The organism is Serratia sp. CY47280, assembly GCF_052168655.1.
Taxonomy (GTDB): Bacteria; Pseudomonadota; Gammaproteobacteria; order Enterobacterales; family Enterobacteriaceae; genus Serratia; species Serratia bockelmannii.
Genome location: NZ_JBJNMG010000001.1, coordinates 1413094 through 1426221, shown reverse-complemented (window position 1 = coordinate 1426221; position 13128 = coordinate 1413094). Strand labels below are relative to the sequence as shown.

The window sequence follows — 13128 nt, the reverse complement described above, 5'->3', positions numbered from 1 at the left end:
TCCCATACGGCTACCCTTTACCCTAGCAAATTTTGCCGCCGCCGTTTGCCCGCGCGGCAACAAGATGGTCGTTTTCTTTATGCGCACCTTCTGTACAAAAAATATCCTCCGTCGGGCCGATACTGAAAGAGCAGGCATATGACCCTTTTCGATGTAATTAAAAGGAGTGTGCGAATGATGAAATCAGTGGACAGACATCTCGCGGCCTACGGCAGCGAAATGGATTTTTTGGCGTCGAGCATCGCTCTGATGGAATGGCAAGGGCGGCAGATTGACGCCGGGCAGGTGGCCGGCAATATGTCGGAGCAGCAAAGCCGCCTGTTCTTTGCGCGGTTGAATTATTTTCGTCAGCTTTATCAGGCCGCATCGGCGGCCGAACACAGCCTGTAATTTCCGATCCAGCCCCGCCGCAGCGGGGCTTTTCATTTCAGCGGTGCCACACCCCGGTCGCCAGCGTTGCCGGCGAATACTCCAGATTTCGTCCCCGCCACGGCAGCGCTGCCGCAAAACGCCAGGTGCGGCGCACGTCAAACCGCCAATAGCGTTCTGCGCCTTCAACGGCGGGATGCCCCTCCGTTTGCCAGAGGATCTGCGTTTCCCCCTGCAGATGCAGCACGTCGCCGCGTTCAAAATCGATGAACAGCAGCGCCGCCCGCGGTTCGGCCAGCAGATTGCCCAGCGTGTTCATGTAGCGGTTGCCGCGAAAATCCGGCATCCACAGCGTGTCGCCTTCCAGATGGATAAAGCCGGGGCGGCCGCCGCGATGGGAAATATCCACGCCGCCCTGCGCCAGTGCCAGGTGCGCGCCGCTGGCGACGAAGCAGGTGTCCGCGGCGCGGATCAGCGCCTGCGCCGCCGCATCCAGCGAGGCTAAATGCTCAACCGGCTGCGGCCGGCTGTCCACCGGGTAGAGTTCTCGGCGCTGAATGTACTGCGGGCAGTTGCCGAAGCTTTGCTGAACGAGGATTTCCACCCGGTTTTTGTCGGTGCGGCTGACGGCGCCGTTGGCGCGGTTGCGCCGCCGGTTGCTGAAATCCAGCCCCAGCGCGCCGACCGGCTTGCCGGGCAGCAACAGCGCCTGGGCGGGATCGTCGCTGCGGCGCGGCGCGCTGATGCGTAAATGCGTGTCGTCCGGCGTGCGTAAAAATCCGGGCGGGCCGGTAAACAGGGTGGCGATGGGCCAGCCTTGTTCATCCAGCGTGGCGACGAACAGGTAGGGCAGCGCGGCGAAAAACGCGCGGTGCTGATCCGGCATCGCGGGGTAGATGCCGCCGCCTACGCCGCCAAACCCGGCCAGCGTCTGTGCGCGCAGCTCATCCGGATGGAACAGTTGCGGGATCATGGCGTCAGCTCGCCGCCGGTTCCGGCAGGGCCGGCATGGCAAAGAAGCCGGGCAGTGCAACGATGCGCGCCGCCCAGCGCCGTATCGCAGGGTAAGGCGCCAACGAAATGCCGCCTTCGGCCGCGACCGCTACGTAGCTGTGGCAGGCCAGATCGGCGATGGTGGGCTGTTCGGTGGCCAGGTAGTCCCGCTCGCTCAGATGCTGTTCCATCTGCGGCAGAAAACGATCGCTGACCGCCCGCGCCGCCTGATAATCCTCCGGCACCGCGAATTGGGCGATCAGTCGGCAAGAGGCCGGGCCGTAGCGAACTTCACCGGCGGCTTTGGAAAGCCAGGCCTGCACCCGCGCGGCCGCCGCCGGCTGTTCCGGCAGCCAGTGGCTGTCCGGCGCATAGCGCTTCACCAGATAGACCAGAATGGCGTTGCTGTCGGCCAGCGTCAGATCGCCATCCTGTAAGACCGGGATCTGGCCGAACGGATTGAGCTGGCGGAAGGCTGCGCTCTGCCGTACGTCCGCCGAGGCTTCGACCCATGCATAGGGCAGCGCCAGCATACGCAGCAGCAACGCCACGCGATGAACGTGGCCGGAAAGCGGGGTGCCGTAGAGTGTGATGGTGGACATGGCGTTTCTCCTCAGTGCTTTTTGTCAGCATACTCTTGCGTTGAACGAGCGAAATCCGGCAATGTGGAAATTGATAATTTCACTTTTCGGAAGAATCTATGGATCGGTTAGACGAGTTGGCGATCTTCGTGGCGGTGGTGCAGCAAGGCAGCCTGGCGGCGGCCGGGCGCAAACTGCGGCGTTCGGCGCCGGCGATCACCCGGGCGATCGCCGCGCTGGAACAGCGTTTCGGTACCCGATTGGTGGAGCGAACGACCCGGCGGCTGGCGCCCACCGAAGCGGGTATGCGGCTGTTGGAACGCGCGCAACAGCTGCTGCAGGATTATCAGGCGGTGGTGCAGGATACCGCCGAAGCGCAGCTGAGCGGCTTGCTGCGCGTCACTTCGCCGGTGCAGTTCGGCCGCCGCTATGTGGCGCCGGTGGTGATGGCGTTTCTCGATGATTACCCGCAGATGCAGATCGAAATGGTATTGAACGATCGCAATCTCGATCTGATTGACGAAGGATTGGATATCGCGGTGCGCATCGGTCATCTGCAGGACTCTTCGCGCGTGGCGCGGCGGCTGGGGCAGGTCAGCCGGGTGACGGTCGCCAGCCCGGATTACCTGGCGCGCTGCGGTGAACCGAGCTCACCGGCGCAGCTGGCGGAACATGCCACTATCGTCGGCACCCAGCGGCCGTCGCTGCGCGAATGGCGCTTCGGCCCGCAGGAAAACGGCGAGCGGGTGCGATTGGCTCCCCGGCTGTTGCTCAACGACGTGGAAGCGCAACTGCTGGCGGTGCGCGCCGGCAAGGGCGTCGCCCGGTTGCTCTCGTATCAGGTGGCGGACGATTTGGCCGCCGGTACGCTGGTGCGGCTGTTGACGGATCACGAGCCGTTGCCTATGCCGGTACAGCTGGTGGCGCAGCAGGCGCAGCACATGCCGCTGAAGGTGCGCGCCTTTTGGGATTATGCATTTGAACGGCTCAGCGCCTTGCCGCAAATTCATCCGGGTGGGCGGGGGAAATAAGCGCAAAAAGTTTCATGGGTTAAACTTTTTCATTATTCATCAGGTTTTATTTTACCGGGCGCGCATTGCTGATGCGCCCGTCTTGACAATAATGTTGCCGGTGCTAATAGTTAATTCACATCTTAAATAATAAACTAAGTTTAATATATGAAACCACTTGCGGGGAGTTATGACAACGGCGCCACGGTGGATAATGAAGCGGCTATTTTGACTTCATTTCAAACCCGCAGTGCGGCTGTTTATAAACAGACGCGCCATGAAAACAATATTGCTTATGGCAACGGCGAACGCGAAACATTGGATTGGCTCTATTCTGCAAAGCAGCATCAGGGGACGTTAATTTTTATTCACGGCGGCTATTGGCAATTCTGCGATAAGGCAGATTTCGCCTTTATCGCCGCCGGGCCGTTGGCGTTGGGTTTTGACGTGGTGTTGGTGGAATATGCGCTCGCGCCGGCGGTGGATCTCGACGAAATATGCCGACAGATCGGTGTGGCGTTGAATGCCATTCAGCGCCGCCTACCGCCGCACTATGCCTATCCGGTGCATCTGTGTGGCCATTCCGCCGGCGGCCATCTGGCGGCGTTTTGGCAGCAGCATGCGTTGGTGGATGCGGTCTTTCCCATCAGCGGCCTGTTCGAGCTGGCGCCGCTGCAACAAAGCTATGTCAATCGGGCGCTGCAGCTGACTGCGCGGCAAATTGAAACGCTCAGCCCGGCGCGCCACCTGCCGACGCGCGGCAAGCCGCTTACGCTGTATTACGGCGCATTGGAGCTGCCGGAACTGAGAGGCCAGTCGCAACACTATCATGCGGCGCTGCGCCAACGCGGGTTGTCGGCAGAACTGGTCGCGGTGCCCGGCGCCAATCATTTCACCATTCTGGATGCGTTGTTCGCCGCCGACGGCGCGCTGCTTCGCCAACTTAACCACCACGGGAACCACTGACATGCGCGAGATCGTAGATACCGGGCTGCCGGAGATCGGCCAGCCTTTTTCCTGGGCCACCCGGGGCGGCGGCATGCTGTTTACCGCTCACGGCCCGGTGCGGGCGGACGGCAGCATCGACACCGGCGCGCCGGAGCGACAGATTACGCTGACCTTCGATAATCTGGCGCAGACGCTGAAGGCGGCGGGCAGCCACAGCGATAAGGTTCTGCAGGTGATCGTGTATCTCACCGACGTCAACGACGTTAAATGCCTCGATGATATTTACCGGAAATACTTTAATTATCCTTATCCCAATCGCTCCACGGTCATTGTCGAAAAATTGGTGGTGCCGGGGATGAAAATAGAAATTACCGTCAGCGCCATCGCCTGATTTAATTTCTTCTTAAGTTCGCCTTTATATTAATTCAATAACGAGTTAAGGATGTGTCATGTTTAAACAGATTGCACCTTCCGCGGCCGATCCTATTATGTCGCTGATGGAAGCCTATTTGCAGGACCCCAATCCGCAAAAAGTGAATTTAGGCATTGGTCTGTATTACGACCGACAGGGGAATATTCCGCTGATGCGCGCGGTTGAGGCGGCCGAACAGCGATTGTTGGCGCTGCGTCGCCCACATGGCTATCCGCCGATCGAGGGTTCGTCGCAGTTTGCTCGCCAGGTGCAGACGCTGCTGTTCGGTGAGCAACAGGCGGCCGAGATCGCCACGGTGCAGACCGTCGGCGGCTCCGGCGCGTTGAAGCTGGCGGCGGATTTTTTGCGCCACTTTCTGGCGCGCGGTGAAATTTGGGTGTCCGATCCCACCTGGGCCAATCACTGGGCGATTTTCGAAGGCGCCGGGCTGCGGGTGAATACCTATCCCTACTTTGATGAAGCGGCGGGCGGCCTGCGTTTCGCCGCCATGCTCGACGCGTTGGACAGCCTGCCGCCGGGCAGCGTGGTCCTGTTGCATCCTTGTTGCCATAACCCGACCGGCACCGATCTGACGGCGGAGCAGTGGCGCGCCACGCTCGCCGTGCTGCAGCGACGCAGCCTGCTGCCGCTGTTCGATATCGCCTATCAGGGCTTCGGCGACGGGCTGGAGGAGGACTGCTTTGCGTTGCGCGAAGCGCTGAAAACCGATCTGCCGTTTTTGGTCTGCAATTCGTTTTCCAAAAACGTCGCGCTGTACGGCCAGCGTCTGGGCGCGCTGTCGGTGCGCTGCGCCGACGCGGAAAATGCCGCCAACGTCAAAGGGGCGTTAAAAACGCTGATCCGCCGCAGCTACTCCTGCCCGCCGACGCACGGCAGCCAGATCGTGGAAACCCTGCTCGGCGACGCCGAACTTGGCGAGCTTTGGCGCAATGAGCTGGCAGAAATGCGCTCGCGCATCAAGCAAATGCGTGAACAGCTGGCCGCCGGGCTGGCGCAGGGTGGCTCTTCGCTGGATCACCGGCGTATTCGCGATCAGCGCGGCATGTTCAGCTATACCGGCCTGAACGAAGCGCAGCTGCAGACCCTGCGGCAGCGCTATGCCATCTATCTGGTCTCGCCCGGCCGCATGTGCCTGCCGGGGCTCAATCCCGGCAACATTGACTATGTGACCGCCGCCATTCTCGACGTCACCCGTACCGCCTAACTCCGCTCGGGAACCCAGCCATGCCACAGATGAATGATTTTGAGCATATCGCCCGCCGTCAGGGCGGGTTGAACAAGCATCTTACCGCCGGGCAGATGTCGATGCTGGCGATCGGCGGCGCCATCGGCACCGGGCTGTTTCTCGGCAGCGCCTACGCCATTCAGATGGCGGGGCCGTCGGTATTGTTGAGCTACCTGATCGGCGGCGTCATTGCGCTACTGCTGATGGGCAGCCTGGCGGAGATGACCTCCGAACACCCGACGCCCGGCTCGTTCGGCGACTACGCCGAATTCTATCTCGGCCCGCTGTTCGGTTTTCTGGTGCGTTATTCTTACTGGTCCTGTGTGGTGCTGGCGGTGGGTACCGAAGTCACCGCCATCGGCATGTACATGCAGTTCTGGTTCCCGGCGACGCCGACCTGGCCGTGGGTGCTGCTGTTCTCGGCGGCGGTGATCGTCGTCAACGTGATCGGGGTGAAGTCGTTCGGCCAGGTGGAATACGCGCTGTCCACCGTCAAAGTGACGGCGATCGTGGCGTTTATTCTGATCGGCATCGGCATTCTGGCATTCTCGGGCAACCCGGCCTACGGCCTGCGCAACCTGACCGCCGGCGGCTTCATGCCGTTTGGCGTCAAGGGCATGTGGTTCGCGGTGATCGTGTCCATCTTCAGCTACCTGAGCATTGAAATGATTGCGGTGGCCGCCGGCGAGGCGAAAAATCCGGTGATTGCGGTGAAGGCGGCGTTCAAGGGCACCATCGTGCGGCTGTTCATCTTCTACATGCTGTCGATCGCCCTGATGCTGGCCATCGTGCCCTGGCGCCAGTCCGGCACCGGCGAAAGCCCGTTCCTGATGGCGATGAACGTGATCCATCTGCCCGCCGCCGCCGGTATTTTCAACTTTATCGTGCTGGTGGCAGCGCTGTCGGCAATGAACAGCCAGCTGTACATCACCACCCGCATGATGTTCTCGCTGTCGCGTGCCGGGCAGGCGCCGGCGGCATTGGGGCGCGTCAGCCGGCGCGGCATTCCGGTCAATGCGTTGGCGATGTCGTGCATCGGTATCGTGGTGTCCATCGTGCTGAGCCTGGTGGCGCCGGAAACCTCGTTCGCCGCCATGATGTCTATCTCGGTGTATGGCGCCTGCTTTACCTGGCTGATGATTTTCGTCACCCACCTGTTCTTCCGCCGCCGGCATCGGCAGACCCACCTGAAGTTCCGCATGTGGGGCTTTCCCTATACCACCTTGCTCGGCGCCGGGCTGATGGCGGCGCTGATGATCTCGACGGCGTTTACCGAATTCTTCCGCATGACGCTGTGGTTCGGCATTCCGTTCACCTTGCTGCTGGTGGTGGCTTATCACTTCCAGAGCCGCCGCGCGGCTACACCGTCGCCGTTCAAGGCGCCGGAGGTGGAGTAATGAGGTGGAGTAATAAGGGGAGGGGCTGAGGCGCATCTCAGCCCCGGGGATTAAAGCTGGCTTTTCGGGATCAGGTGGTCGCCGAAGCTCAGGCGTTGGCGGCCCGGTTCGATTTCGGTCAGCGGCGCCACTTCGTGCAGCGAGGATTTGCAGCGCTGTACCAGATCCTGATACTCGCGGGTGCCGGCGATCTTCCAGGCCAGCTCCTGTTCGGTCAGATCGCGCAGCACGCGCGCCGGGCTGCCGACCACCAGCTTGTTGGCTTCGATCACCGCCGCGGCTTTGACGAACGCCATCGCGCCGACGATGGTGTTCTCGCCGATCTCCGCACCGTCCATCACCACCGCGTTCATGCCCACCATCGCGTTGCGGCGAATGCGGCAGCCGTGCAGGATGGCGCCGTGGCCGATATGGCCGTCTTCTTCCACCACCGTGTCCTGCTGCGGGAAGCCGTGCATCACGCAGTTGTCCTGAATGTTGGCGCCGTCGCAGATTACCAGGCGGCCAAAATCGCCGCGCAGGCTGGCGTTCGGGCCGATATACACGTGTTTGCCGACGATCACGTCGCCGATCAGCACCGCCGTCGGGTGTACGTAACTGCTGGGGTCGACGACCGGCGTCAGGCCGTCAATCTGATACACAGGCATAGCGTGAGTTCCTTAAAATGTAGGGTCGCGCGGCAGGCCGCCGAAGCGCCGATAGTAGCCGGCGGCCGGTGCGGGCAGGGCGCCGATGGTGGTCTCCGCCAGCGCGCTGACGTACTCCGTCGCGGCGCGATCGACCTGCTGATAAAGATTGATGCACAGGTTGCGGGCGATCTGGCCCTCCCACTGCGCGGGCAGCAGCGCGTCCGGCAGCAGCGGATCTTTCAACACCACGCGACGGAAGAAGTGAATCAATAATAGCTTAATCTGGAAACCGCGCAGCGGCGTCAGCGCCGCCGGGTCAACTTCGCGCAGCAGCGCCATCAGCGGCCGGAAGGAGACGATAAACTCGTGATAGCCGGCCGCCACGTCGCTTAGCGACCAGCAGTCGGCCACCAATTTTTGCAGGGTTTGCTCGGAGCGATTGTAGGGGTAATCGGCGCGAAAGTAGATCACCTGCTCGCTGGCGTTCAGTTCGCCGAGCAGCGCCGTCACGTCGGTCTGCGCATGGGTGGGGGCGGCCATCAGGTTGTTGGCGATCTGCCCGAACCCGAGCCAGCCCAGCTCTTTTTTCAGCCGTGCGCGCGCGTTTTTTTCGGCGCATTCCAGCAGCAACAGCTCCCACTTGCCGTCCCAGGCAGGCTGCTCGCGCAGATAGATTTTCGACTCGGCGTGGCGGAACTGGCGCATTCCCTGCTCGGTCACGCGGTAGAAGCTGCGGCGGCCTATTTTCTCCACCGCCAGCCAACCCTCTTTCTGCAGGCGAAACACCGAGGTGCGCACGAAGCGATCGCCGAAACCGAAGGCCTCCAGCAGCGCGCTCAGGCTGCCGAGCCACACTTCGCCGCCGCGATGGCTGAGCGCGTCGCCGTACAGCGAAATGATCAGCGAGGTACCGCTGATCGGCTGCGCGTCGACGGCATGGCGAATGAACTCATCCAGTTTATGTTCCATATTTTTCCATGGGTTAGCCTTCGATGAGCCATAACATTACCATAATTTAAGGCGGCGTCATCCGTGACGCCGTGCGCTTCAGCGCGGCCGCAAATCGACCACGCGCTGCGCCTTGCCTTCTGAGCGCGGGATATCGCCGCAGTTGGCGATGCTGACGTCGGTGCTGACGCCCACGATCGATTTGATGTGGTGGCGCAGCTGGTGGCAGATATCGCAACGCTGCTGGTGGCTGAGGCTGAGCGCCGATTCTTTCAGCTCGACGCGCACCGCCAGCGTGTCCAGATGCCCGCTGCGGCTGACCTGCAGCTGGTAGTGCGGCGACAGCTGCTCGAACTGCATGATCTGCTCTTCCACCTGCGACGGGAAGACGTTGACACCGCGAATGATCAGCATGTCGTCGGAGCGGCCGGTGATCTTGCCCATGCGGCGCATCTGGCGCGCGTCGCCCGGCAGCAGCCGAGTAAGATCGCGGGTGCGGTAGCGGATAACCGGCAGCGCCTCTTTAGTCAGGGTGGTGAACACCAGTTCGCCGTGCTCGCCGTCCGGCAGGGCAATGCCGGTTTCCGGGCAAATGATCTCCGGCAGGAAGTGGTCTTCCCAAATGGTCGGGCCACCGCCGCTCTCCAGACACTCCATCGCTACGCCCGGCCCCATCACTTCCGACAGGCCGTAAATATCCAGCGCCTTGATGCCCATGCGGGTTTCGATTTCGTGGCGCAGGGCTTCGGTCCAGGGTTCGGCGCCGAACACGCCGAGCCGCAGCGAGCAGCCGCGCGCATCGCCGCCCATTTTGCGCTCCAGTTCGTCGATCAGCGTCAGGCAATAGGACGGCGTCACCATGATGATGTCGGGCTTGAAGTCGAGGATCAGCTGCGCCTGGCGCTCCGTCTGGCCGCCGGACATCGGGATCACCGTCGCGCCGAGCCGCTCTGCGCCGTAGTGCGCGCCGAGGCCGCCGGTGAACAGGCCGTAGCCGTAGGCGACGTGCACCTTGTCTTTGGCGGTGGCGCCGCCGGCGCGCAGGCAGCGGGCGACGATATCGGCCCAATTATCGATGTCGCGCTGGGTGTAACCGACCACCGTCGGGCGGCCGGTGGTGCCCGAGGAGGCGTGGATGCGCACCACCTGTTCCATCGGCACCGCGAAGGTGTCGAACGGGTAGTTGTCGCGCAGATTCTGCTTGGTGGTGTAGGGGAAGCGCGCCAGATCGCTCAGCTGTTTGAGATCGTCGGGGTGTACGCCGGCCTGGTCGAATTTGCGTTTGTACATCGGCACATTGTCGTAGGCGTGGTGCAGCGTCCACTTCAGACGCGCCAACTGCAACGCTTCAATCTCATCGCGCGAGGCGAATTCGATCGTTTCGAGGGGCTGTGGATTTATTGTCATGGTTAGCCTCAGGGGTCAGACACGCTCAATGATCATGGCGATGCCTTGGCCTACGCCGATGCACATGGTGCACAGGGCGTAGCGGCCGGCTCGCCGTTCCAGTTCAAACAGGGCGGCTAGCGCCAGGCGCGCGCCGCTCATGCCCAACGGATGCCCCAGAGCGATCGCGCCGCCGTTGGGGTTAACCTGTGGGGCATCGTCCGGCAGGCCAAGCTGGCGCATCACCGCCAACGCCTGGGCGGCGAACGCTTCGTTCAATTCGATGACGTCCATCTGCGCCAGGCTCAGCCCGGCGATCTCCAGCACCTTGCGGGTGGCCGGCAGCGGGCCGATGCCCATCAGCCGCGGCTCTACGCCGCAGGTGGCGGTGGCGACGATGCGCGCCCGCGGCGTCAGCCCCTGGCGTGCTGCCATCGCTTCAGAGGCGACGATCAGCGCCGCCGCGCCGTCGTTCAGGCCCGAGGCGTTGCCGGCGGTGACGCTGCCGGGCTGACGGAACGGGGTTTTCAGCGCCTGCAACTGCTCGAAGGTGGTGTCGGCGCGCGGGTGTTCATCCTGGCTGAACAGGGTGACCGCGCCTTTTTTGCCGGTGAGGCTGACCGGCGCTATCTCCTGCGCCAGGTGGCCCAGCGCCTGCGCCCGGGCGGCACGCTGCTGGCTGCGCAGCGCAAAGGCGTCCTGATCGGCGCGGCTGATGTTGAACTGCGCCGCGACGTTTTCGGCGGTCTCCGGCATCGAATCGGTGCCGAACTCGGCCTGCATCCGCGGGTTGACGAAGCGCCAGCCGAGGGTGGTGTCGTACAGCTGCGCCTGGCGGCTGAAGGCGCTGTCGGCCTTGCCCATCACCAGCGGCGCACGGGTCATCGATTCCGCGCCGCCCGCCAGCAGCAACCCGGCGTCGCCGGCCTTGATGCTGCGCGCCGCCATCGCCAGCGCATCCAGGCCCGAACCGCACAGGCGGTTCACCGTGGTGCCGGAAACGCCGATCGGCACTCCGGCCAGCAGCAGCGCCATGCGTGCCAGGTTGCGGTTGTCTTCCCCGGCCTGGTTGGCGCAGCCGAGGATCACGTCGTCCAACTGCGCCCAATCCACCTGCGGATGGCGTTCCAGCAGCACGCGCAGCGGCAGGGCGGCGAGATCGTCAGCGCGCACCTGGGCCAGCGCGCCGCCATAGCGACCGATCGGGGTGCGCACGCCGTCGCAGATAAATGCCTGATTCATGCCTGATCTCCTAAAATACTGTGGCCGAGGCGGTGCGCGCGGCCGCGGAACCAGGCGACGGTTTTGCCCAGTTGGTTGACGATCTCGACGTCGTACAGCCCGGTGGCTTTGCCTTGGTGGCGCACCGCCGCGCTGGCGGTGAGGCGATCGCCGGCCAGTGCCGGGCGGACGAAATCGATGCTGCAGCCGGAGGCCACCGCCGCCAATCCCTGGCTGTTGCAGGCGTAGGCGAAGGCGGTATCCGCCAGGCTGAACAGCTGGCCGCCGTGGCAGGTCTGGTGGCCATTGAGCATCTGCGGGCCGACGGTCATGCTGACCTGTGCGTACCCTGCATCGACGGCGTCGATATGCATCCCCATCGTCTGAGCGCAGGTATCTTGCTGGAACATCTGTTCGGCGCAGCGCTGAGCCAGCGCGCGCGGCGTATTGGCGTTCATCGTTCGGCTCCTGAGAAAGAGGCGGGGGAAGCGTAGCGGCGCAGCAGTGGCATCGGGCGATAGCGCGCTTCGCCGTAATAGCGTTGCAGGTTTTCCAGCGTCGTCAGAATGTGGCGCCAGCCGAGTGCGGCGCCCCAGGCCAGCGGGCCGCGCGGATAGTTGACGCCGCGCAGCATCGCCAGATCGGTATCTTCGGCGCCGGCGACGCCTTTATTCACCACGTCGAGCGCTTCGTTGGCCAGCATGGCCAGAGTGCGCATCGTCAGCAGGCCGGGATAATCCGGCAGTTGAATGACCTGCTTGCCGAGGGACTGCAGCAGGCGAATCGCGTTGGCATTGTGTTGCGCGCCGTTTTGCGCAGCGCAGCTGATGGCGATGGCGGAGGCATGCGCATAGTCGGCACAGAGATCGAACAGCACCACGGGCGTTCCACGTTCGTCGGCCAGTTGGCCGGCGGTTTTACCATTGGTTAACATCATTGTAACGTCGTCGATCGTGAGGTACGGGCTGGTCTGGCCAGGTTGTTTGATCGCCCCCGCATTTTCGATCAACAGTTCCGCCAAATCGGCCAGCGAAGACCAGTCGCCGTGCAGCGTGACGCGTTGCGGCGGCGCGGCCTGCGCCGGCGGCGCAAAGGCGATCATCTCTGCGGCGGGCCGTTGCGCGTCGTAGCGGTAGAAGCCGCGGCCGGATTTGCGGCCGAGGCGCCCGGCGGCCACCAGCTCCTGCTGCACCAGTGAGGGGGTGAAGCGCGGATCCTGGTAGAAGGCCTGATACACCGAGTCGGTCACGGCGTAATTGACGTCCTGGCCGAGCAGATCGGTCAACTGCAGCGGGCCCATGGCGAAGCCGCCGGCGTCGCGCATGACTGCATCCAGGGTGGCGGCGTCGGCCACCCGTTCCTCCAGCGCGCGCAGGGTTTCGGCGTAGAATGGCCGCGCCACGCGGTTGACGATGAATCCCGGCGTCGAGCGGCATACAACGCTCTGCTTACCCCAGCGCTGCGCCAGGGCCTGCAGCGCGGCGAGGGTCTCGACCCCGGTCTCCAGACCGCTGACGATCTCCACCAGCTTCATCAGCGGCGCCGGGTTGAAGAAGTGCAGCCCGGCCATGCGCGCCGGGCGCTGCAGTGCCCCGGCGATGGCGGTGATTGACAGCGAGGAGGTATTGCTGGCGAACAGCGCCGTGGGCGAGCAGACCGCTTCCAGATCGCGGAACAGGCTCTGCTTGATCGCCAGATTTTCCGCCACCGCTTCAATCACCAGTGCGCAGTCGGCCAGCTGCTCGAGCGAATCGGCGCGTTCGAGGCGCGCCAGCAGCGCTTCGGTGGTCGCGGCGTCGGCCTTGCCGCCGTCGACCCGCTGGCGCAGGCGGCGAGCGAGATCGTCGATCGCGCGCTGGGCGGCGGCGGGCGCGATATCGAACAGCCGCACCGGATGGCCGGCGGCAGCGGCCACCTGGGCGATGCCGATGCCCATAGTGCCGGCGCCGATCACCGCCACCTGGCCGTTAAGAAGGGGCGCGTTCATG

At 63.4% G+C, this 13128-nt stretch carries 14 protein-coding genes; 6 read left to right on the top strand and 8 right to left on the bottom strand.

What is annotated here, in order from left to right; translation table 11 throughout:
• Positions 1-174: 174 nt before the first annotated feature.
• On the top strand, positions 175-390 hold the full coding sequence (locus ACJ8J4_RS06925) for a glycogen synthase (RefSeq protein WP_004935234.1): 216 nt from the start codon (positions 175-177) through the stop codon (positions 388-390).
• Positions 391-427: 37 nt separating this feature from the next.
• Here ACJ8J4_RS06925 and ACJ8J4_RS06920 read toward each other — a convergent pair whose 3' ends face one another.
• Together ACJ8J4_RS06920 and ACJ8J4_RS06915 are read right to left on the bottom strand one after the other, a co-directional pair.
• Positions 428-1342: a pyridoxamine 5'-phosphate oxidase family protein gene (locus ACJ8J4_RS06920; RefSeq protein ID WP_025303378.1), complete on the bottom strand. Its 915-nt coding sequence runs from the start codon at positions 1340-1342 to the stop codon at positions 428-430.
• A 4-nt stretch (positions 1343-1346) separates the two neighbouring features.
• Entirely contained in the window at positions 1347-1964 is a 618-nt protein-coding gene (locus ACJ8J4_RS06915) for a glutathione S-transferase family protein (RefSeq protein WP_025303377.1), read from the bottom strand.
• A 98-nt stretch (positions 1965-2062) separates the two neighbouring features.
• On the opposite strand from ACJ8J4_RS06915, the gene ACJ8J4_RS06910 reads away from it, so the two are divergent.
• The 5 genes from ACJ8J4_RS06910 to ACJ8J4_RS06890 all read left to right on the top strand — a co-directional run bounded on the left by ACJ8J4_RS06910 (position 2063) and on the right by ACJ8J4_RS06890 (position 6956).
• Positions 2063-2974 carry a LysR family transcriptional regulator gene (locus ACJ8J4_RS06910; protein WP_043140035.1) on the top strand — a complete coding sequence of 304 codons (912 nt, stop codon included), beginning with the start codon at positions 2063-2065 and terminating at the stop codon, positions 2972-2974.
• 147 nt (positions 2975-3121) lie between these two features.
• Positions 3122-3919 carry an alpha/beta hydrolase gene (locus tag ACJ8J4_RS06905; protein ID WP_043140036.1) on the top strand — a complete coding sequence of 266 codons (798 nt, stop codon included), beginning with the start codon at positions 3122-3124 and terminating at the stop codon, positions 3917-3919.
• Between the two features lies 1 nt (position 3920).
• Complete coding sequence (locus tag ACJ8J4_RS06900) at positions 3921-4292, top strand: RidA family protein (RefSeq protein WP_025303374.1); 372 nt, start codon at positions 3921-3923, stop codon at positions 4290-4292.
• A gap of 58 nt (positions 4293-4350) precedes the next feature.
• Entirely contained in the window at positions 4351-5538 is a 1188-nt protein-coding gene (locus ACJ8J4_RS06895; protein WP_025303373.1) for an amino acid aminotransferase, read from the top strand.
• Between the two features lie 20 nt (positions 5539-5558).
• Positions 5559-6956: an amino acid permease gene (locus ACJ8J4_RS06890; RefSeq protein ID WP_025303372.1), complete on the top strand. Its 1398-nt coding sequence runs from the start codon at positions 5559-5561 to the stop codon at positions 6954-6956.
• A gap of 50 nt (positions 6957-7006) precedes the next feature.
• Here ACJ8J4_RS06890 and paaY read toward each other — a convergent pair whose 3' ends face one another.
• The 6 genes from paaY to ACJ8J4_RS06860 form a co-directional block, all read right to left on the bottom strand.
• Positions 7007-7603: a phenylacetic acid degradation protein PaaY gene (gene paaY, locus ACJ8J4_RS06885; protein ID WP_021505794.1), complete on the bottom strand. Its 597-nt coding sequence runs from the start codon at positions 7601-7603 to the stop codon at positions 7007-7009.
• A 12-nt stretch (positions 7604-7615) separates the two neighbouring features.
• Positions 7616-8554, bottom strand: coding sequence for a phenylacetic acid degradation operon negative regulatory protein PaaX (paaX, locus tag ACJ8J4_RS06880; RefSeq protein ID WP_043140497.1), 939 nt, complete (start codon positions 8552-8554; stop codon positions 7616-7618).
• Positions 8555-8632: 78 nt separating this feature from the next.
• Positions 8633-9940, bottom strand: coding sequence for a phenylacetate--CoA ligase PaaK (paaK, locus tag ACJ8J4_RS06875; RefSeq protein WP_264383607.1), 1308 nt, complete (start codon positions 9938-9940; stop codon positions 8633-8635).
• Between the two features lie 15 nt (positions 9941-9955).
• A complete protein-coding gene (gene pcaF / locus ACJ8J4_RS06870; RefSeq protein WP_025303370.1) occupies positions 9956-11161 on the bottom strand; it encodes a 3-oxoadipyl-CoA thiolase in 1206 nt (401 codons plus the stop codon).
• Complete coding sequence (gene paaI / locus ACJ8J4_RS06865) at positions 11158-11598, bottom strand: hydroxyphenylacetyl-CoA thioesterase PaaI (RefSeq protein ID WP_264383606.1); 441 nt, start codon at positions 11596-11598, stop codon at positions 11158-11160. Before paaI ends, pcaF begins: the two co-directional genes overlap by 4 nt.
• Complete coding sequence (locus ACJ8J4_RS06860; protein ID WP_442516052.1) at positions 11595-13127, bottom strand: 3-hydroxyacyl-CoA dehydrogenase; 1533 nt, start codon at positions 13125-13127, stop codon at positions 11595-11597. Before ACJ8J4_RS06860 ends, paaI begins: the two co-directional genes overlap by 4 nt.
• Between the last annotated feature and the right edge of the window lies 1 nt (position 13128).